Source organism: Streptomyces sp. NPDC048590, assembly GCF_043199535.1.
GTDB lineage: Bacteria > Actinomycetota > Actinomycetes > Streptomycetales > Streptomycetaceae > Streptomyces.
In genome coordinates, this window is record NZ_JBICWC010000004.1 from 153111 (window position 1) to 171965 (window position 18855).

At 72.4% G+C, this 18855-nt stretch carries 19 protein-coding genes; 3 read left to right on the forward strand and 16 right to left on the reverse strand.

Annotated elements, in window-relative coordinates; translation table 11 throughout:
• Positions 1-2 precede the first annotated feature (2 nt).
• From ACGFNN_RS12865 to ACGFNN_RS12925, 13 genes are all read right to left on the reverse strand, one after another.
• The gene (locus ACGFNN_RS12865) at positions 3-1352 is read right to left on the reverse strand and encodes a hypothetical protein (RefSeq protein WP_393555342.1); all 1350 of its coding nucleotides are present in this window, start codon (positions 1350-1352) and stop codon (positions 3-5) included.
• Positions 1349-2461, reverse strand: a complete 1113-nt coding sequence (locus ACGFNN_RS12870; RefSeq protein WP_393555344.1) for a pyridoxal phosphate-dependent aminotransferase — start codon at positions 2459-2461, stop codon at positions 1349-1351. The genes ACGFNN_RS12865 and ACGFNN_RS12870 overlap by 4 nt, the downstream gene beginning before the upstream one ends.
• A 4-nt stretch (positions 2462-2465) precedes the next feature.
• Positions 2466-3359, reverse strand: a complete 894-nt coding sequence (dapF, locus tag ACGFNN_RS12875) for a diaminopimelate epimerase (protein WP_393555346.1) — start codon at positions 3357-3359, stop codon at positions 2466-2468.
• A 2-nt stretch (positions 3360-3361) separates the two neighbouring features.
• Entirely contained in the window at positions 3362-4441 is a 1080-nt protein-coding gene (locus ACGFNN_RS12880; RefSeq protein ID WP_393555348.1) for an iron-containing redox enzyme family protein, read from the reverse strand.
• Positions 4442-4465: 24 nt separating this feature from the next.
• Positions 4466-5161, reverse strand: a complete 696-nt coding sequence (locus ACGFNN_RS12885; protein WP_393555350.1) for a 2OG-Fe dioxygenase family protein — start codon at positions 5159-5161, stop codon at positions 4466-4468.
• Between the two features lie 146 nt (positions 5162-5307).
• On the reverse strand, positions 5308-5490 hold the full coding sequence (locus tag ACGFNN_RS12890) for a (2Fe-2S)-binding protein (protein WP_393555352.1): 183 nt from the start codon (positions 5488-5490) through the stop codon (positions 5308-5310).
• The gene (locus ACGFNN_RS12895; protein WP_393555354.1) at positions 5477-6145 is read right to left on the reverse strand and encodes an HAD family hydrolase; all 669 of its coding nucleotides are present in this window, start codon (positions 6143-6145) and stop codon (positions 5477-5479) included. The genes ACGFNN_RS12890 and ACGFNN_RS12895 overlap by 14 nt, the downstream gene beginning before the upstream one ends.
• A complete protein-coding gene (locus tag ACGFNN_RS12900; protein WP_393555356.1) occupies positions 6145-7125 on the reverse strand; it encodes a nucleoside-diphosphate kinase in 981 nt (326 codons plus the stop codon). The genes ACGFNN_RS12895 and ACGFNN_RS12900 overlap by 1 nt, the downstream gene beginning before the upstream one ends.
• A gap of 6 nt (positions 7126-7131) precedes the next feature.
• The gene (locus ACGFNN_RS12905; protein ID WP_393555358.1) at positions 7132-7905 is read right to left on the reverse strand and encodes an alpha/beta hydrolase; all 774 of its coding nucleotides are present in this window, start codon (positions 7903-7905) and stop codon (positions 7132-7134) included.
• The gene (locus ACGFNN_RS12910; RefSeq protein ID WP_393555360.1) at positions 7902-8633 is read right to left on the reverse strand and encodes a hypothetical protein; all 732 of its coding nucleotides are present in this window, start codon (positions 8631-8633) and stop codon (positions 7902-7904) included. Before ACGFNN_RS12910 ends, ACGFNN_RS12905 begins: the two co-directional genes overlap by 4 nt.
• Positions 8634-9317 (reverse strand): hypothetical protein, encoded by a 684-nt coding sequence (locus ACGFNN_RS12915; RefSeq protein ID WP_393555362.1) that lies wholly within the window; start codon positions 9315-9317, stop codon positions 8634-8636.
• An 18-nt stretch (positions 9318-9335) separates the two neighbouring features.
• A complete protein-coding gene (locus ACGFNN_RS12920) occupies positions 9336-10412 on the reverse strand; it encodes a hypothetical protein (protein WP_393555364.1) in 1077 nt (358 codons plus the stop codon).
• Positions 10310-11155, reverse strand: coding sequence for a hypothetical protein (locus ACGFNN_RS12925; RefSeq protein WP_393555366.1), 846 nt, complete (start codon positions 11153-11155; stop codon positions 10310-10312). The genes ACGFNN_RS12920 and ACGFNN_RS12925 overlap by 103 nt, the downstream gene beginning before the upstream one ends.
• Positions 11156-11704: 549 nt before the next feature.
• Here ACGFNN_RS12925 and ACGFNN_RS12930 point away from each other — a divergent pair.
• Genes ACGFNN_RS12930 through ACGFNN_RS12940 form a run of 3 tightly spaced genes read left to right on the forward strand, consistent with a single transcriptional unit; the run spans position 11705 to position 15098 of the window.
• Complete coding sequence (locus ACGFNN_RS12930; protein ID WP_393555368.1) at positions 11705-12595, forward strand: formyltransferase family protein; 891 nt, start codon at positions 11705-11707, stop codon at positions 12593-12595.
• Positions 12592-13911, forward strand: a complete 1320-nt coding sequence (locus ACGFNN_RS12935) for an aminotransferase class III-fold pyridoxal phosphate-dependent enzyme (protein WP_393555370.1) — start codon at positions 12592-12594, stop codon at positions 13909-13911. Before ACGFNN_RS12930 ends, ACGFNN_RS12935 begins: the two co-directional genes overlap by 4 nt.
• On the forward strand, positions 13911-15098 hold the full coding sequence (locus ACGFNN_RS12940; protein ID WP_393555372.1) for an HAD-IA family hydrolase: 1188 nt from the start codon (positions 13911-13913) through the stop codon (positions 15096-15098). Before ACGFNN_RS12935 ends, ACGFNN_RS12940 begins: the two co-directional genes overlap by 1 nt.
• Here ACGFNN_RS12940 and ACGFNN_RS12945 read toward each other — a convergent pair.
• The 3 genes from ACGFNN_RS12945 to ACGFNN_RS12955 all read right to left on the reverse strand — a co-directional run bounded on the left by ACGFNN_RS12945 (position 15068) and on the right by ACGFNN_RS12955 (position 18834).
• On the reverse strand, positions 15068-16111 hold the full coding sequence (locus ACGFNN_RS12945) for a response regulator transcription factor (protein WP_393555374.1): 1044 nt from the start codon (positions 16109-16111) through the stop codon (positions 15068-15070). The two genes, ACGFNN_RS12940 and ACGFNN_RS12945, sit on opposite strands and share 31 nt — an antisense overlap.
• 369 nt (positions 16112-16480) lie before the next feature.
• On the reverse strand, positions 16481-17767 hold the full coding sequence (locus ACGFNN_RS12950) for an MFS transporter (RefSeq protein WP_393555376.1): 1287 nt from the start codon (positions 17765-17767) through the stop codon (positions 16481-16483).
• A complete protein-coding gene (locus tag ACGFNN_RS12955; protein ID WP_393555378.1) occupies positions 17764-18834 on the reverse strand; it encodes a hypothetical protein in 1071 nt (356 codons plus the stop codon). Before ACGFNN_RS12955 ends, ACGFNN_RS12950 begins: the two co-directional genes overlap by 4 nt.
• Between the last annotated feature and the right edge of the window lie 21 nt (positions 18835-18855).

The window sequence follows — 18855 nt, forward strand, 5'->3', positions numbered from 1 at the left end:
GGTCAGCCCCCCGCCAGCAGCGCGGTGTTCATGGTTGCGCCCCGGGTGGCGTTGAGCACGCCCGGGCCGCCCGGTGCTCCGTGCCGCACCAGGACTCCGCTGCCCCGCAGGCCGTAGAGGAACGGGCCGATCACGTACGGCACCTCGGCCTCCACGATCCAGCCGTCGGTGGCCCGTACGAACCGCAGGGGTGTCCGGTCGGCCTCGACGTACCGCTGGAGCACATGGCCGCCCAGTCCGGCGGCGCGCTCAAGTGCCGTGCGCCACGGGGCGTCCTGGGTGGCGGCGCCGACGACGACGCCGCTGCCGCCGAACCCGTCGGCGGGCTTGAGCACCCAGTCGGCGCGGTCCCGCAGCGCCGGCTCCAGTGCCTCGTGCTCACCGGGGCCCAGCCGCACGGTCCTGGGCACATGCGTCTCCACCAGCCGCCGGTCCGCCGCGGTGAGCAGGTCCCTGTCGTCCCAGAGCCAGGACAGGGTGGTCTTGTTGGTCAGGAGCATGGTGCTCTCCGGCGTGAACATCCGCACCGTGCCGGCGTCCAGCGCACGGCGCAGCGCGGTCAGGCCGGGGCCGGGCGGCCGGCCGCCGCTGACGAAGGTCCGGAACACCGCGTCGACCGTCCGCCCCGCGCAGCGCAGGGTTCCGTCCGGCGCCGCGGTCAGCTCGGACAGGGGACAGGTGAAGAGCCTCATGCCGTGGCTCCGGGCGTGCCGGAAGACGGGCTCCAGCCACTCGGCGAACCGGGCGGGGTCGTCCAGGCCCGGCAGGTTGCCGACGGAGAAGGCCGGCATGAGCACGGGGGTCCCGGCGTCCGGCGTGAGCCCGAACCAGGTGCGCAGCGCCTCCGCCCGGGCGTCGACCGCGGACGGCGCCGCGGAGAGCCCCAGCCGGGCGGCCAGGCCGTCGCGGCGGTATCGGTCGAGGAAGCGCCTGCTGATCAGGTCGGCCTGCAGCACGCCGCCCAGCGCCCCGTCCACGTTCAGTTCCACGAACCGCGCGACGCCGCACTCCATGAGGATGTCGGGGCGTACCGCGGTCAGCATCCGCTCGTCGACACGGTCGTCCGGGTCAAGGAGCGGATGGTCCTCGGGCCGGGCGCCGAGCGCCGCCAGCAGGCCGCCGGCGGTGTCCGCCCGGCGGCGGGCGGCGGCCAGCACCAGTTCGGCAGCGCGGCGCGACAGCCGGACCATGTCCCGGTAGGCCTCCGCCCGGATCAGCAGCGGCCTGGTTGGGCGCCACGGGCCGTCGGCACCGCGCACCCCGTCGAACAGCCGGGCCGCCTCGTGGGCGTCGTCGGCGTCGCAGGCCGGCAGCAAAGAGGGTCCCAGGTCGTGCGGACCGGTGGTGATCAACGGTCCGACCTCCGTCCGCGGCCGTGCGCGGCGCGTGCGGCGATGACGCCGTCGATGCGGCGCAGCCCTTCGCGCAGTACGGCCTCGTCGCGGGCGAAGGTCAGGCGCAGACCGCGCTCGGCGCCGAAGACCTCCGCCGGCATCAGCAGCACGCCGGCCCGCAGCACCGCACGGCAGAACTCCGCCGAGGTGTCCTCACCGGTCATGGCCAGCCAGGCGAACGGGGTGCCCTGCGGCTCCAGCAGCCGCAGGACGTCCTGGTGCCGGGCCGCCCACTCGCGCAGCACCACGAGCCCGCGGGAGGTCAGCCGCAGGTAGCGGTCGAGATGGTGTTCGTGGCGGCGCAGCACCTGCGCCGCCAGGGCCTCGGTGAGCACGGAGTTGGCGAGCGTGGTGGTGTGCTTGCCCTCCATGGCGGCGGCCACCAGGTCCCTGGGCCCGCACATCCAGCCGGTCCGCAGCCCGGGAAAGCCGTACACCTTGGAGACCGAGGAGACCGACACGGCCTTCTCGTAGCCGCCGAGCAGGGAGTCACGGGAGAGGTCGGCCACGTACTCCTCGTCCAGGACCAGGTGTGCTCCGACTGCGCGCAGGGCGTCGACCAGGACGGCCAGTTCCTGGCCGGTCACCCGTCGTCCGGTGGGGTTGCAGGGCGAGTTGAGGACGACGGCCCTGGTGCGGGGAGTGATCAGCCGCACGGCCCGCCCGATGTCCGGGGCGCCGTCGGCGGTGACGCCCACCCTCTCGACGCGGCAGCCGCGTTCGGCGGGGGTCTCCCACGCCTGCGACCAGCCGGGGGCGAAGGCCACCACATGGTCGCCGGGGCGCAGCAGGGCCCGCTGGAGCAGGTACAGCGCCTCCTGGCCGCCGTGGGTGACGCCCACCTCGTCCGCGTCGCGCCCGTAGCGTCCGGCGACGAGTTCGCGGAGTTCCCGGCCGCCCCGGTCGCTGCCGTAGCCCAGCACCAGTCCGGCGGGAAGGGACAGATCGTCCACCGACCCGCAGCCCACGTAGCTGTCGCCGAGGTCCACGTCGTAGCGGCCGGCGGCCTCCTCGAAGTACCAGCGGCGCATGGAGAGTTCGACGCCCGTGGTCGTCACGCTCGTCATCGGGTCACCTCGAGAGCCCTTCCGCGAGCCGCGGCGCCCACCGGCCGCCCAGCACCGGGGTCACCTCGCCGGTGAGGGAGACGGTTCCGTCCTCGCCGATGTCCACGGCCACCCGGCCGCCGGGCATGTGCACGGTGACGCGGGGGCCGGCCAGGCCCCGTGCGTGGGCGACGTACGCCGCCGCGGCGGCGCCGCTGCCGGAGGCGCGGGTGAGCCCGGCCACCCTCTCGTGGACATGGACGTCGAGGTTCTCCCGGTCGACGACGTGCAGCAGTTCCACGTTGATCCGGCCGGGGAAGATGCCGTGGCCGCCGATCTCGGCGCCCACCCGGCGCGCCAGGGCGTCGTCGGCGGGGCCGTCATCCAACGGGAGCACGCAGTGCGAGCTGCCCAGCCGCACGCAGCCGGCCTCCCAGCGCCGGCCGACCGCCTCCAGCTGCTCGCGCAGCATGGAGCGGGCGGGCCCCGTCGCCCCGACGGCGACGCTGTCGGTGCGGGCGACGCCCAGACCGACACCGACCACGCCCCGTTCCGCGTCGACGATCCGGGCGGTGGACGTGGACGTGGACGTGTGCAGGGTGATCACGTCCTCGTCAGTGTGGCCGGACTCCCGCAGGTAAAGAGCGAAGATCCGCAGGCCGTTGCCGCTGCCGCCGCACTCGGTGCCGTCCGCGTTGAGGACCCGCAGCCCGAAGCCGCCGCCGGGGGCGGGCAGCGGCCCGTACAGCAGGCCGTCCGCGCCGAGGCCGCGGTGCCGGTCGCACACCCGCCGGACGTTCCCGGGGACCGGCGCGAAATCGGTGTACCGGGGGTCGACGACGACGTAGTCGTTGCCCAGGGCCTCGTACTTGGTGAAGTCGGCGGGCGGTCCGAGGCGCTGCCGCGCCGATGCCCCCATCCTCAGCCGCCCGTCGGGACGGCGATCGGCTCGGCGGCCGAGCCGGCGCGCATGCGCAGCAGCAGGGCGTCGAGGTAGTCCTGGGAGGTGTTGAGCCGGATGGCGGCGCCCAGCGCGATCTCCCGGCCGATCCGCGGATCGGAGTCCACCAGCGGGCGGACCACGTTCTTGAACCAGCCGGCCGCGTGACCGGCGTCCACGCCGATGTGCAGGTCGTGGTAGACGATGCCGACCTCGTCGAGGCCGTGGGCGCGCCAGGCGTCGACGACGCACCGGAACCGCCGCGGCGCCAGGTACTCGGTGACCCCGAAGTAGCCCACCGCCTTGTAGTAGTGGCGGCGGGATAGCGCCAGCATGGCGGAGATGTTGCCGGAGACGGACGCCTCCAGCAGGAACGTCTCTGCTATGTACCGGGCGTCGGCCCCGACCGCCGCGAGCGCCTGGCTGAACAGCGCGGTGTGCACCTGGGCTGGATCGCCGTTGCCCATCTCGTCCCAGTAGTTGGCGGCGATCTCCATCTTCTCGACGCCGTGCCGGCCGATCTGCATCGCGGCGAGGATGTCGTCGAAGCGCGGGTCCAGATTGGTTTCCTGGGCGAGCAGCAGCCGCATGTCCTCGGGGGTGCCCCGCTCCACCAGGTGCTCGTGGTACAGGGGGTGACGGCCTGCGGGATGCGCGGTCACCATCGCCTTGAGCCATCGGACGAACTCCCGTCCCGTCTCCGGGTGTCCGGTCAGGTCCCCGGCGGGCACGCGCCCGGTCTCATGGCTCAGCACGGCGTGTTCCAGGACGGCGGCGACGTCCCGCAGGACCGGCTGGGTGTCCCGCTCGACGTCGGTGATCGGGGTGCCCGAGAAGTCCTGGTCGTAGATCAGCGCCAGCGTGGCGTGCAGCTCCCTGAGTGCCGGGCGGTGCCGCAGGCCGTAGGCGCGATCCGCCAGGTCCTGGGAGGCGGCGGCCAGTTCGGCGCGGAAGCCGTAGTCCTGCCCGGCGCGGCGCAGTTCGTCCGCGGGCAGGGCGAGCAGTGAGGTGAGGGCGGCCGGGACGCTGCCGTCCAGCAGGGCCACGAAGTCGGTTCCCATGGGCTGTACCCGTTTCTGTGCTGCTCAGCTCTCGCTGTCGGACAGGGCCGCTGCGTCGTGCTCGTCGCCGTACCACTTCTCACTCCAGCGGGAGAAGGCGACGATGAAGATGTCCCGGTGGCCCGGCTCGTCGCCGGCGGCGAGTACGTCGGTCACGTCGTGGGCGATCGCCCGGTCGTCGAGGAGGACGGCCTGGCCGGGCCGGACCACGCCGGTCCAGAAGGGCTCCTCGGCGCTCGGCTGCCACAGCCTGGTCTCGCCGCCCGCGACGCGCTCCCGGCGCAGCACACCGATCATCACGAACTCGTGCCCGTCGTGGTGCACGCCCTCGGGGGTGAGAGGGCCGGGGCGGTCGGGTTGGGCGCGGGTGCGGTTCTGGTGCAGGTTGATCTGCCAGTCCTCGCCGCGGTCCAGTCCGAACGACCGCGCTCCCGCCTCGATCAGCGGGGTGAAGTCCACCTCCACCGGGAGGTAGCTGCGCCGCTTGCCGCCGCCGACCGGGTTGAACTTCCGGAAGGCGGTGTAGTCGCGGTGCGGCAGCCGCGCGAAGTCCCAGCCCTCGCCGTCCGGCGCCGCGGAGAGCCGGTACTGGGCGAACCTCTTGAAGCGGGTGCCGTTGCCCATGTGGTCGTCGACCGGCAGGTCGTCGTAACTGCCGAGCACCTCGGCCGGTACGGGGGGCAGGTCCATGAGGGCAAAGCCGTCGGCGCCCAGCGCCATGGTGTGGTCCTTCCGTGAACGAAGCGTCAGCGGCCCCAGCCTCCACCGGCGCGTCGTCACGGACCAGGGGGAACCGGGCTCAGGTTGGTGCAGTGCAGGGTTCTGCAGGCCGGCCCGGGCGGGGGCGCCCGCAGCTCACCGCCCGCTCACTGCGCGGGCTCCTGTGCGAGCAGGTCCTCCAGGTCCTCCAGGCAGTCGCCGCAGCCGGTGTTGGCCCCGGTGGCCTCGCGCAGCGAGGCCACGTCGCGGTGCCCCCGGCGGATGGCCTCGACGAGGACGCCCTCGCTCACCCCTCGGCACAGGCAGACGAGTGCGTCACCGGGCGTCATGCCCGAGTCCCGCCGCCCACCTCAGCAGTCCGGGGTCGGCCAGCGAGCCGCCGAGCCAGTCGTGGTCGGGTGTGCCGCCCGGCAGCGAGGGGACCGCGGCGACGAAGAGTCCCGCGGCCCGGGCGGAGGCGGTGCCGGTGGCCGAGTCCTCGAAGGCCACCGACCTCTGCGGCGCCGCCCTCAACTCGGCGCAGGCCTTGAGGTAGAGGTCGGGGGCGGGCTTGGCGTCCGTCACCTCGTCGGCCGCGAAGGAGACCGGGAAGAAGCTGGCCAGACCGGACGAGGCGAGTGCCGCGTCGAGGAGTTCACGGGGGCTGTTGCTGGCGACCGCGACGGGCACCGCCGCGGCGCAGACCTTGACCAGTTCCACGGCCCCGGGCAGGGCGTCGGCGCCCCGGGCCAGTTCCTGCCGCACCAGTTCGAGGAGTTCCGCCGCGAGCTCGGGGCCCGCGCCGGGCCTGCCGAAGTAGCCGGCCATCGCCTCGCCCGCCTTCTCCAGTGTGCCGCCGATCACCAGCGCCTTCTGCTCGGGGCCGAACCCGTGGCCGTGCGCCGCGAAGATCTTCGTCTCGGCCCTGGTCCAGCAGACCTCGGTGTCGACCAGCAGTCCGTCGCAGTCGAAGACGACGGCCTCGGGGCCAGGGGGCAGGGACATCATTCGTGGTTCCTCCAGTCGTTCGCCGAGACGGTCGCCAGCAGGGGCGAGACGCCCGGTTCGTTGCACTCGATCCAGTCCGTCAGGACCGACAGCACGTCCCAGCGGGCCGTGCCCGGCGGGAGTTCGCCCTCCTCCAGGGTGGACAGCCACATCCGCACGGACTCCCTGGTGCCGCACTCGCGGGCGAGGCCGCCCCAGACGTCCGGGCGGGCGGCCAGCCGTGCCAGGCTCCGTCCGGAGTCGAGGTCGTGCCGCGGGGTCTCGGCCTCGATGCCGGCAAGCAGGGTCCGGGCCGGGCACTCCCCGTCGCCCGACGGCGGCACCGCGGTCAGCGCGGCGCGCAGCCAGGCCGTGCCGGTCCGGTAGCAGAACAGTCTCAGCTCCCGCACCAGGTCGGCCGGTTCGTCCGCGGTGTGGACGAAGTTGAACAGGCCGTTGACCCGTCCGAACCGGGTGCGCAGATCCCGCGCGTGGGCCGCGCTCGGGTCGGCGGCCCCCTTCGCCGCGGTCAGCCGGACGCTCGCGGGCAGCCCGTCGGCCCGGCGGGTGTCCCTCAGCAGGACCAGCAGCGAGGAGCCGGATCCCAGCAGGTGGTCCACCACCGCGATCCGCTGCCGGGAGGCGGCGTTGAACTGGTAACGCCAGAGCTCCCTGGTCAGCAGCGGGTCGAAGACGAACGGCCGGGCCGCGAACGGCTTCCAGCCCTCCTCCTCCAGGATGTCCAGCACAAGATGTCCCCGCCGCCCGGCGATCGCGTCCGGCTTGAGGACCACGAAGGTCGTCGAGTACAGCCAGGCGCGGTCGACGGGCGCACGGAACAGCTCGAGCCCTTCCCGGGCATAGGGGTCCAGCCGGTATGCGGCCCGCTTGTCCGGGTCCGCGGTCAGGAAGTCGAACGCCCTGCGGCTGACCGCGGACGTGTTCCGCTCCGGCGTGAGGCCGGTCGCCGGGTGGTTCTCGGCAGTGGTCGCCGTCATCGTCGTCTACTCCTCCGCGGTCCGGTCCCGGTCGGCCAGCAGCGGCAGCACCACGGTCCGGCAGGCCGGGCGCTCCGGGTTGACCAGGTGCATGTGCCGGGCGTCCGGCGCCGTCAGCGACGTGACCGCAAGCCCTTGGGCGTTCCACCGGGCGAGCTGGTGCTCCGTCAGTCCCGCGGGGACCGCCTGGTCCTGTCCGGCGGTCACCACGGTGAGCCGGACGATGTCAGCGGGGGCGGGCGCGGGGCTCGCCTGCTCGTGGCTTCCCCCGGCCGCCAGGTGTGCGGCGAGGAAGTCGTCCACGGCGCCGTCGCCCACCCCGAGGCGAGCCGCCTCGGCAAGGTCGGTCACCGGGGCGAGCAGCACCACGGCGGCCCCCCGGTGCTCCCCCGCGACGGCGGCGAGCAGGAGATGGGCGCCGGCGGAGTGCCCGACGAGCGTGGCGCCGGCCCAGCCCTCGTCCGACCGCGTGAGCGCGCCCAGTGCGGCCCGGCAGTCGTCGGCGGCGGCCGGCCAGGCGCCGCCGTCCCAGCTCGGCCGGTACTCCACCACCGCGACGCGGTGACCGTGGGCGACCAGGGCGCAGGCCAGCGGCTCCAGGTCCTGCGCAGTCCGGTCGTGACGCCAGAAGCCGCCGTGCACCAGCACCACCGGGGCGGCGCCGGCCGCGACGGGCGCCGCGGCCGGCGCCTGGGTGTCCTCGGGTTCGGCGAGCCCGTACAGGTCGACGTGCTGCCAGTGCGAGGGGCCGTAGCCGAGGCTGCCGTAGGAGATGCTCACAGCAGGCCGAACGCTTCCAGACGCGACAACCAGTGGTGCAGCCGCTCGTCGGACATGCGGACCTCGGCGCGGCGCTCGGGGGTCTCGTCGGCGGCGCCGTAGCGGTACCAGACGTCCCCGTTGTCGCGCCGGATCATGAAGGCGCGCTGCTTGCGGGCCGGACTCTGGATCATCAGCGAGATGGTCTCGGGCTCGGTGATGGTGGTGTGGAGCTGCTCGTGGTCGAGGGTGATGATCCGGCCGGCCGGCTCCTCACGCACGAAGTGCGGCCAGAACCGGGTGACGTCGGCGGTCTCGTCGAGCGGCTGGTCCGTGGCGTAGAGGGTGTGCTGGTAGGCGCCGTGCAGGATGTACGCCGTGAAGCTGTAGCGGTGGTTGTGCACCCGCTCGTACTGGTCGGTGTTGGCAAGCCGGAGCCGGATCCGCAGGCCCTTCTCCTGGTCGTCCCAGATGACGATCTTGTCGTCCAGGGCGTGGCACTCGAACTTCTCGCGCAGCTCCGGCGTCCGGACGGCGCGGGCCACCAGGGTGCGCAGCAGCGCGCGGTCGTCACCGAGGCGGCGGGCGATCGCGCCGGTGATCTCGGCTGCGCTCTCAATCTCGTCCCAGCGGACCGAGGGCAGGGACGCCATCAGTGTCTCGGCCTTCCTCACCTCCGCCTCGGCGGGCGGGCCGAGCAGCAGCTCGAAGGTCGGGTCCATCAGGTCGTCGCCGGGTCGGGTTGCCATTTACAGCACCTCCATGGCGCGCAGGCGGCCGGTCAGGTCGTCGAAGTATTCCTTGCTGATGCGCTTGGAGCTCCGCCGCTCGGCCTTCTCCTTGTCCTCGCCGAAGCGCCACCACACCCGGCCGGTCTCCCGTTCGGTGATGATCGAGCGGTCCTTCTCCGCGGGGCCGCGCAGGAAGAGCGACACGGTGTTCGGGGTCATGTAGGTGGTGTGGATCTCGCTGTGGTGGAGCGTGTAGCAGTTGCCGGCCTGCTCGTTGGTGACGAACCGGGGGACGACCCGCAGGTCGCTGGGGACCGCGTCGAAGTCGTCCTGGATGTTCTGGGGGACGTCCTCCTCGGAGACGCGTCCCACGAGCTGGTGCCGCACGTGCCGGTACTGTCCGCGCATGATCAGCGAGGTGAAGGTGAACCGGTGGTCGTGCGGCCGGTCCCGGTGGTCCTCGGTCGAGACGTGGACGCGGATGCGGAAGCCCCGGTCCAGGGCGTCGTAGATGACGAGCTTGTCGAGCAGCCGGTGGTGCTCGCACTTGTCGAAGAGGTCCTCCTCCTCGCGTGCGCGCGCCAGGAGCTCGGTCAGCGCCGCCTTGTCCTCGGAGATGGCGGTGAGGATCTCCTTCGTCTGGGCGCGGGCCTTCGGCAGGTCCGACCAGTCGACGACCATCCGGTCGAGATCTTCCAACATGGCTTGCTCCTTGTCTCGTCAGGCGGTGGGGACGCGCAGTTCTGTCGTGGCGGAGATTCCGAACACCCGGTGCGCGGTGCCGGCCAGGAGGGCCTGGACCTCCTCGGGGGTCAGTCCCTGTGACAGGGCGTTGGCCCGCTGGCGCTCCAAGGGCACGGAGCCCGCCGCGACGATGCCGTCCTCCTGGTACCAGAGGCCGTTGTCCTCGATGTGGTGCAGGCCCTGGCCGCCGAGGCGGGCCGAGTCGCAGCGGTCGGTCATCATCATCGAGTTCTCGGCGCCCATGAGCTGCACCGCGCGTGCCGCGATGGCCAGGTCGACGTGCTCGCCGTCGAAGTTGATGCAGGCGCCGATCCGTCCCGCGGCCGCCTGGCGCATGATCGCCGCCGGGACCGGGCCGGCGATCTCCGCCATCCTGTCGAGCGTCCACGAGGGCAGGTCGTAGGAGGCGATGACGGCGTCCCGGTTCTCCCGGGCCCGGGAGGTGCGGAAGGCGTGACGGATGTTCAGCGGCATGTCGTTGAAGAGGTGGTCGGTGACGACCCGCACCCCGTTGCCCTCCCAGTCCGCCTGCCAGGCCAGCTCGACGATCTCGTCGACGAGGGCCGCGCTGGCCTCCGGATCGGCGCGGGTGAAGTGCCCGAGCGCCGGGCGGACGCCGTGGGCCATGAGCAGGGGGATGATCCAGGCGAATCCGGTCTCGCGGGCGCCGGGCTGGTCACGGAGTTCCGAGGCGGGGGAGAACGCGTCGGGCGACAGCACGGTGTAGGTGAGGCCGTAGGGGCCCAGCGCGGCGAGGCGCTCCCACTCCTGCCGGGTGGGGGCCCACACCGTCGCCGCCGGGGTGCCGCCGTGGCTGGCCAGCAGGGGGCCCTCCAGGGCGATGCCCGCGACGTGCGGGATCCGGCCTTCCGAACGCATCCGGTGGAACGTGTGGACGAACGCCTCGAACTCCTCGAGCTGCGCGCGATGGAGGTACATCGTGGGGAGACTCAGCACGCCCTCGCGCGCGCACCATGCCTCGAGCCGGTCCAGGTCGACCTTCGTGAAGTCCGAGAAGTCGACGTCCCCGAACCCATGGCAATGAACCTCCACCGGCGGCAATTCGGAAAAGCCCGCCGACGACTCCCGCGTCCCGTATGTTCCAGGGGATTCCACGAAACACTCCCAATCCAATAAGTCGCACTTCCATCGAAGTGTGGGCCATAGGTGTTCACGGCAGCCAGACCGTTCCAGGTCACCATCCTGCAGTGCATCTTGCTGCAAGCCAGCAGGCCGTACGGCGTTCGCGGCCGTCGACGGCACCCTGCGGCGACGCCCTCGCCGGCGCCGCCCCGGCGGCGTCGCATTTCCGGGCGGCGGGGAATTCCGGCCGACGCGGCGGGAAAAGCCGAATGATTTACCCGCCCATTTCCGCCGGCGCTCGGTCTCCGCGAGGAATCCGCCGGTTCGGCGCGGTACGCCCAGAATCGACCGCGCGCCGGTGGACGAAGGAGCCGACGGCGAGGTCCGGGACGCCGAGCCCGAAGGGGAAGGGGCGGGGAGAGCTGGGCGGTCAGGCAGTGGTCCACGGCGTCGACCACGTTGTGCGAGGCCAGGGTGTTCCGGGCGGTCACACCGGCGCCGACGACGGCGGTCCGGTCCGCCCCGGTGGACCCGTGCAGGGTCGAGGCGCCCAGGACGCGGGAGGCCTCGGTGCGGGCGGCGCCGATCCGGGTCGCCTGCGGGCAGGCGAAGGGATACCCGGTGGCGTGGTCGTTCAGCGGCAGGACGGCGGAGGCTCGGGGACGTCGCGCGCGACGTTCCACGGCAGCGGCCGGACGGCGGGCCCGGCGCACACGCCGACGGTGGTCCTGAGCGCGTTCCCGAGGTCTCCACCCAGTGCGTTGCCCACCACCACCGGAGTGCCGGCCCCGGGAACGAGACCACCGGACCGGCCGGCGCCAGGAAGCCCGCGAAGTCGGTCGGCGTGTGCCTCTCAGCCGGCGGCCGGCCGCGCGACGCCGCCGAAGATCAGGTCCCAGCGGATGTCGGACTCGTTGGTGAGGAGACCGGGGGTGACGGGGGTGCGCGAAGCGAGGGCCATTTTTTTCTCTCCCACTGAGACAAGATCGGCGTTGCCGCTTGTGACGACTGCCCCATGGTGTCCTTGCCCGCTCCGGCTCTCCAGCCCTTCCGGGCGTCATCTCCATGCATTGCATGAACCTGAACTACTCAATCCGCATATGCCGCAGGTAACGAGTCCCTCAGCTTCCTGCAGTTCAGCAAGCTGGGTCGGTCCGCTCTGGAAAGAGCCGCGGCACGCCCTCCAGAGTGTGAGCAGCCCGAAGAGGCCCGAAGGGGGCCGAAGAGCCCCGAAGACCTCGCGCGAGAGAAGAGACCGCCCCGTGGCCGCACCGCCGTCCCCGTCCGGACCGCCGTCCCAAGCCGTGTCCTCGCCCGCGTCGCCCTCCGCGCCCTCGGCCGGACTCCCGCTGACGCGCCGCTCGGCCTCGGGGCCGTTGCGCATCGGGGTTCTGGTCTCCGCGACCGGCGCCAACCTCACCACCCTGCTCGGCATGCGGGACGCGCGGCCGGATGAGTTCGACGTCTGCCTCGTCGCCTCGCAGGGAGAGCGGGTCAAGGCTCTGGACGTGGCGCGCGCGGCCGGTGTCGAGGCGTGGACCGGCGACTTCGACCGCCACTGCGGCACCGCGTCCGCGGCACGCGGCCCCGAGGCCCGCGCGCGGTACCGTGCCCGGGCCCGGGAGTGGCACGACGGCCTGGAAGCACGCCTGGCCGACTGGGAACGGCGTAACGGGGAGCTGGACCTGCTGGTCCTCGCCTACCACCGCTGGATCGAGGGCCGGCTCCTGGAGCGTTACCAGGGCCGCATGCTCAACCAGCATCCGGCCGACCTCTCGGTCCTGACCGGGCGGGGAACCCGTCGGTTCACCGGCAAGGACCCCGTACTGCTCGCGATGGCGGCGGGCCGTCCCGCCACCCGCACCTCCTGCTTCCTGGTCGACGCCACCCAGGACGGCGGTCCGGTCCTGGCCATGGGCCCCGAGGTCCCTGTGGGGCGCCGGCGGCCGATCCGCGAGGACGCCTGGGAACAGGAACTCGAACAGAAGGACCGCAGCGACCGGCCGTGTCTGCGGTGGACGGTGGGGGCGTTCGCGGCCGGGCGGCTCTCGCTCGGCGCCGGCGCCCACCCCGACGGGAGCCGGGTCGTCCTGGTGGACGGGGCACCGACGCCGCTGGGCGGCCGGCGACTGACCGAGGAAGAGGACGCATGAACAAGACCGAAGGCCCCTCCCGGGTCCCCCCCTTCGCAGGCGCGGGCAACCTCGTCTACCGCGAGCCCCAGGTGCCGCGGTTCGTGTCGGGCAGCGGCTGCTGGCTGACCGACGACGGCGGACGCCGGTACCTCGATGCCGAGGCCGCCAACGGCACCGTCGCCTGGGGGTACGACGCCGAACTGCTGCGCGAGGCGTACTCCCGCTGCGAGTCGCTGCCCGCCCTGCCCTCCTTCTGCGAGTCCGACCTGCGGCTGAAGGTCCTCTCCCGGCTGGAGCGGTTGGTGTCGGACGCCCTGGGCGCCCCCGGCCGCGTGGAGCTCGACCTGGGCGGCGCCCAAGCCATGGAGACGGCCCTGCGCATCGCTGCGGCGGCCAACGGGCCCGGCACCGTCGTCGTCGTGGAAGGGGCGTTCCACGGCCGCTCCGGGGTGACCAGCATGCTCAGCTCGAGCCCTCGCTACCGGGAACTGCTCGCCGCGACGGGACTCGAGGTGGTCCGGCTGCCCAGCCCCGACTGCCGTCGCTGCCCGCACTCCCCGGTCGGCGGCGGGTGCACGACCGGATGCCGAAGCGCCGTCACCCGCTGGGGGTCGGAATTGAGCGGCGTGGGCGGCAAGGACTTCGGCCGCAAGGTGTCGGCGTTCGTCTTCGAGTCCGTGCAGAACGTCGGCGGCATGGTGGAGCCCGACCATCTGTGGCTGCGCTCCGCCGTGGACCACGCCCGGCGACAGGGCGCCGTGGTCATCGCGGACGAGATCTTCACCGGCATGCACCGGGTGGGGCCGCGCTGGGGTTTCCAGCGTGCCGGCGTCACCCCGGACGTCGTAGTGACCAGCAAGGGTCTGACCAACGGCGGGGCGGCGCTGAGCATGGTCTGGTCGCGCGAGCCGCTCGGCGCCCCCGACCGGTACCGGCCCGGCAGTCACTCCTCCACGTACATCGGGATTCCGAGCGCACTCGCCGTCGTGGACACGGTGCTGGATCGCTGGGAGGCGTGGACCACGGTGGACAAGGACGTCCAGCGGCTCGAGGAGGCGATGCGGGAGCGGCTGACCGCCGTGGCATCGCGCCACCCGTCCCTGGTCCAGAGGGTCGACGCGATGGGCGGCACCGCCCGCATCGTCCTCGCAGGCCCGCACGCCGGACGGCTGCGCCACCTCTTCAGGACCGCGCACCCCCGGGCCGGGGCCCTCGTGGCCACCACCGGAATGGCCGACGACGTCGTCAACGTGCACCCCCCGCTGGTCATCGGGGAGGCCGATCTCGACGTCTTCGCCGAAATCTTCGACACCGCGCTCGAGGAGCTGGGCTGATGGGGGTGGAGATCGAGCGCAAGTTCCTGGTACGCCACGGCTGGCGCGAGTCGGTCGTCCGGACGCGGGAGATCCGCCAGGGCTATCTCTCCCAGGACCCTGAGCGGGCGGTGCGGGTCCGGATCACCGACGGGCGGTCCGCGGTCCTCACCGTCAAGGGCCCCCGCCGCGGCGCGTCCCGGCCCGAGTTCGAGTACCCCGTCCCCCTCGGCGACGCCGCGGAGATCCTCGACGGGCTGTGCCCGGGACCGCTGGTGGAGAAGGTGCGGCACCATCTCGGCGCGCCGTACGACGGGTGGACCGTGGACGAGTTCTACGGGGCCAACGCCGGCCTGGTGCTCGCCGAGTTCGAGGCGCCGGACGCCGCCTTGCTCACCGACCTGCCGCCATGGGCCACCGAGGAGGTCACCACGGATCTCCGTTTCGACAACGCCCGCCTGCACCGGGATCCGTATCCCGGCTGGGCGCCGCCCGCGGCGGCCCCGGCGCCGCCGCTGGACCCCGCCGAGGCACGGCTGGTGATCTTCGACAACGACGGTGTGCTGGCCGACTCGGAGCCGGTCGCCAACCGGGTGCTCGCCTCCCTGCTCACCGAGTCCGGCTTCCCCACCACGACCGAGGACAGCTTCCGCCGCTACATGGGCGGCACCCTGGACCGGGTGCGGTCCTTCCTCCGGGCGGAGACCGGTCGCGAGCTGCCGGGGGACTTCGCCGAGCGCTACCGGGCGCGGCTCAAGGCAGCGTTCGAGCAGGAACTGCGTCCGGTCCCCGCGATCGCGGACGTCCTGACCGCCCTGCGGGAGAGGGGCATCCCCATCTGCGTCGCCTCCAGCTCACCGCGGGACCGCCTCGAACTGGCGCTCCGGGTCACCGGACTCGCCCCTCACTTCGGGGACCGCGTGTACTCGGCGGACGACGTCCTGCGCGGGAAGCCCGCCCCGGACCTCTTCCTGCACGCCGCGGTGCGCATGGGCGTCGGCCCGGAGCACGCGGTGGTGGTCGAGGACAGCGTTCCGGGGGTCGAGGCCGCGAGGGCCTCCGGCATGGCGGTCATCGGTTTCGCGGCCCGGACCCCGCCCGGCCGGCTGAGCGGGGCCACCTGGGTGGTGCGCGACGCCGGGAGCCTTGCCGGCCGGCTCGGTCTCGCCGTGCGTCCTCAGGAGGCCTCGGCGACCTCCGCGTCCTGAGAGCCGCCTGGGCCCAGCACCCCGGACCTGCCGATCAGCACCCCGAGCTGACAGCGGCTCCGCGCGCCGAACTCCTCGTAGATCTTGGCGATGTGACTCCGGCAGGTCCGCACGCTCACCCCCAGACGCCGGGCGATGGCGGTGTCGGTCTCTCCTTCGGCGAGCAGCTTGATGATGGACAGCCGGACATCGGAGAGCAGGTTCTTCACCTCGGGCGCCCGGTTGCGGTCCGCGAACGGCGTCGCGATGCTCCAGAACCGCTCGAAGACCAGTACAAGGAACTCGACGACGGCCGGCTGGTGGATGACGAGCGCGACCTGCCGGTCGTCGCGGGCCGGGATGAAGGCCACCTTCCGGTCGAAGATGATCAGACGGTCGGTGCACTCGTCGATGCTGCGCACCGCCCCGCCGTAGCCCAGGATCTGTTTGGCGTACTGCCGGGTGGCCGGGTGGAAGCGCGCGGAGTGCTGGTAGATGGTGCGCATGCAGACGCCTCGCTCCAGCATCGCGCGCGTGGGCTCCCAGGAGGCCGCCAGGCTCTCGGCCTTGCGGCCTCCGCCGGGCTGGACCGTGAGCACCTCCTCCACGCACCGGCCGGCCACGGCCTCCAGCTCGGCGTTGATGGTGTCGAGGCCGGCGACTGTGCCGAACTCCTGTCTGTCCTGCACTTCCCGGACGACCTCGTCGTACGTGACCTGGTAACGGGCGAGATCCGCGCGAAGGCCCTCCGCCTCGTGCTCGAGCGCCTCGATCCGCCGGTCCAAAGGGGTCAGCAACCGGGAGGCCACGCTTCTGGGAGTGGAGACGCCGAGGTTGCTCCTCTCCCCGAACAGGGGGACCACCAGCTCGAGCTGTCGCAGCCGCTCGACCGCGGCAGCCGTCCGCTGCTCGCTCCAGCCCAGTCTCTCCGCCACCGCCGACAGCCCGAGGTCCCGGTACCGGATCACATACCGGTACAGCTCGACCGAGTCGTCCTCAGTACGCCACGCGTTGTCGTCGACGCAGTGCTCCATGACCCCTCACTCCCCACCTCTACGCGCGTCTGGCACCGCGACGCCGGACGCGCGAACTGCGAATCCCCACTCACGCGACAGCGGAACATGACCCCACGACAGCTGTGGCTCACTGGCATCCCCCCGGCGCAAAGCGCGACAATACTCAAGGGTCTTTCAAAATCACCCCCCTCTTCCGCCCACTCTCCCCGGCCCCTTCACGAACGCCGGAAGACCAATCGGCTATCTCGGTCGAAACGCCCGGCGAAGTCGCCGCAAGGACGACAAAGCATGGGGGCGTGATTTGCGACACACCAAATCGCGCCTCCGGGCGATGACTTGACGAGTCATCATTCGAAGGCGCGAGAAGTCCGGAGGAACGCGGGAGCCTCAGTCCTCCTGCTGCAGCCGCCGGAACGGGGTCAGCATCAGGATCCCTACCCAGACGATGACGCCCACCCCGGCGAGGGCGATGGTCGGGCCCGCCCCGAGCCGGTCGGCGCCCAGTCCGCCGAGGAACGAGCCGAGCGGCAGGGCGCCGTGGGACAGCAGCCGGTAGCTCGCGGTCACCCGGCCGAGCATGTCCCTGCGGGCGAGACGCTGCCGGGTGCTCATCGCGTGCACGTTGTAGAGCGCGACACCCGCCGAGTAGACGAGCGTACCGAGCACCAGGACGGCGCTGCGGGGCAGGACTCCGTCGACCAGGGCGGCCGCGGTGAGCCCGATGATGCCGACTCCCGTGCAGACCAGGCCGGCGACGATGGCGGTCCCGGCCGCGAACCGCTCTCCCACCCGCTTGGCCACCATGGCGCCGGCCACTCCGCCCAGGGCCCCGCATCCGTACACGATGCCGAGCACCGTCGCCGACAGCCCCAGCGACTGCACCACGAAGATGACCAGGACCGTGGCGTAGGCCTGGATGAAGAGGTTGGCGGCACCGCTGCACAGGCCGAGGAACAGCAGGCGGTGGTCGGCGACGAGGTAGCGGAAGCCCTCGGCGACCGATCGCCACCAGCCCTCCGACGGCTTGCCCGCCGCCTCCTGGTCCGGGTCGGCGGGGCGGGTCCTGAGCGAGGCGATGAGCGCACCGGAGAGCAGGAAGCTGACCACGTCCACCAGCAGCGCGAAGGGGGCCGTCAGGAGCTGGATCAGGGCGCCGCCCAGACCGGGTCCGGCCACGTTGGTCACCGAGTAACTGGCATTGACCGCCGCGTTGCCGGCGACCAGCCGGTCGTCGTCGACCAGGTGCGGGAGCATCGAGTGGTGCGCCACGTCGGCGAGGCACTTGAGACAGCCCAGCACCAGCGCCACCACGTACAGGCGCTCCACGGTCAGGCTGTCCAGCCAGGCCATGACCGGCACCGACAGGAGCACGAAGCCCCGCAGCAGGTCGCACAGAGAGTTCAGCAGCCGCACCGGGAACCGGTCCGCCATCACCCCGGCGAACGGGGTCACGAAGAGGACCGGGAGCATCTGGAGCGTGGTCAGCAGGCCCACCTGGAAGGCGTCGGCCCGCAGGGTGAGCACGGCGGTCAGGGGCAGGGCCAGGAGCGTGACCTGGGAGCCGATCCCGGACACGGTCACCGCGCCCCAGAAACGGACGAAGTTCATGTCGCGGAATATCCCGGTCCGGCGCGGGGCGCCGGAGGTCTCCGCGGGCGGGGCCGACGCGGTCATCGGGCAGCTCCCTCGTTCGTGCCGGACCGGCGGATGAGCCCGTGGTCCTCCAGCCCGCCGTAGTAGCCGTCGATCTCCTCGAGGGAGACGTCGGCGCCGTCCTGCTCGGCGAGGACCGCGCGGACCGCCTTGCAGGCGTCCTCCCGGGAACGGCCGTGCGCCAGACCCCACAGCAGCACGCCCTGACGGCTCAGGGAGACCGCCTCGTTGGCCCGCCGCATCACCAGGTACTCGTCCCGGGTGGGCACCAGCGCGTACTCCGTGGTGCGCCGACAGTGCCACGGGTCGGAGTCCGGCAGGGGCTCGTAGCGGTAGCCGGTGGCCGCCATGGCGACCAGGTCCTGCGCCAGCCAGACGTCACGCCGGACCGCGCCCTCGGTGTCCTCCAGGTGGGGCGAGCGGATCACCTCACGGGTCGCGGTCCCCAGCCCGTCCCCCACCGTGCGCTCCCACTTGGCCCACAGCCACTTGGTGTTGACGTAGGGGTCGTCGCGGTGACACAGGTACGCGTCCGCGGCCCGGTACAGCAGTTCCCGGGCCTGGTAGTCGGCGCCCGGGAGGTCCTTGTTGAGGAGGGCTCCCTCGACGTCCTCGCCGATGTTCTGGACGTCGACGCAGTGGCGTGCGACCAGCAGACGGAGGAACTCCGTCCGGTCCTCCTGCAGGTGGTCCCTCAGGTCCTGGAGTACGCCGTCGTCGACCACTATGTCGCCCAGCAGGAACCTCGTCAGGAAGTCCATCCGGGAGCGGGAGGCATAGCCGATCTGGCGCATGTTGTCGGGCGAGGCACGGAAAGTGGTGCAGAGGTCGACGGCGCCGCGCAGCGACGGCAGCGCGATGAACTCGATGTCGACGCGCTCGCCCTCGAACTCGACCTGCTCGGCGTCCTGCCGCTGTTTGCCGTCCGTCACCACGTACAGGTCGACGTCCGACTTGGGCGAGCCCAGACCAGCCAGGGGCGCGCCGCCGGCGTACACGCGCTCGTACCCCCGGGTCTCGGCCACCCAGCGTGCGGCGCGCAGACCACGTTCGACAATCTCCCCGACGGCGGCATCACGCTCGCGCACCGGCCACACTCCTTGTATCCG

Coding starts and splice junctions, on each gene's coding strand:
- ACGFNN_RS12870 (WP_393555344.1), bottom strand. CDS start 2,461: ATGACGAGCGTGACGACCACGGGCGTCGAACTCTCCATGCGCCGCTGG.
- dapF (WP_393555346.1), bottom strand. CDS start 3,359: ATGGGGGCATCGGCGCGGCAGCGCCTCGGACCGCCCGCCGACTTCACC.
- ACGFNN_RS12880 (WP_393555348.1), bottom strand. CDS start 4,441: ATGGGAACCGACTTCGTGGCCCTGCTGGACGGCAGCGTCCCGGCCGCC.
- ACGFNN_RS12885 (WP_393555350.1), bottom strand. CDS start 5,161: ATGGCGCTGGGCGCCGACGGCTTTGCCCTCATGGACCTGCCCCCCGTA.
- ACGFNN_RS12890 (WP_393555352.1), bottom strand. CDS start 5,490: ATGACGCCCGGTGACGCACTCGTCTGCCTGTGCCGAGGGGTGAGCGAG.
- ACGFNN_RS12895 (WP_393555354.1), bottom strand. CDS start 6,145: ATGTCCCTGCCCCCTGGCCCCGAGGCCGTCGTCTTCGACTGCGACGGA.
- ACGFNN_RS12900 (WP_393555356.1), bottom strand. CDS start 7,125: ATGACGGCGACCACTGCCGAGAACCACCCGGCGACCGGCCTCACGCCG.
- ACGFNN_RS12910 (WP_393555360.1), bottom strand. CDS start 8,633: ATGGCAACCCGACCCGGCGACGACCTGATGGACCCGACCTTCGAGCTG.
- ACGFNN_RS12915 (WP_393555362.1), bottom strand. CDS start 9,317: ATGTTGGAAGATCTCGACCGGATGGTCGTCGACTGGTCGGACCTGCCG.
- ACGFNN_RS12935 (WP_393555370.1), top strand. CDS start 12,592: ATGAACAAGACCGAAGGCCCCTCCCGGGTCCCCCCCTTCGCAGGCGCG.
- ACGFNN_RS12940 (WP_393555372.1), top strand. CDS start 13,911: ATGGGGGTGGAGATCGAGCGCAAGTTCCTGGTACGCCACGGCTGGCGC.
- ACGFNN_RS12945 (WP_393555374.1), bottom strand. CDS start 16,111: ATGGAGCACTGCGTCGACGACAACGCGTGGCGTACTGAGGACGACTCG.
- ACGFNN_RS12950 (WP_393555376.1), bottom strand. CDS start 17,767: ATGACCGCGTCGGCCCCGCCCGCGGAGACCTCCGGCGCCCCGCGCCGG.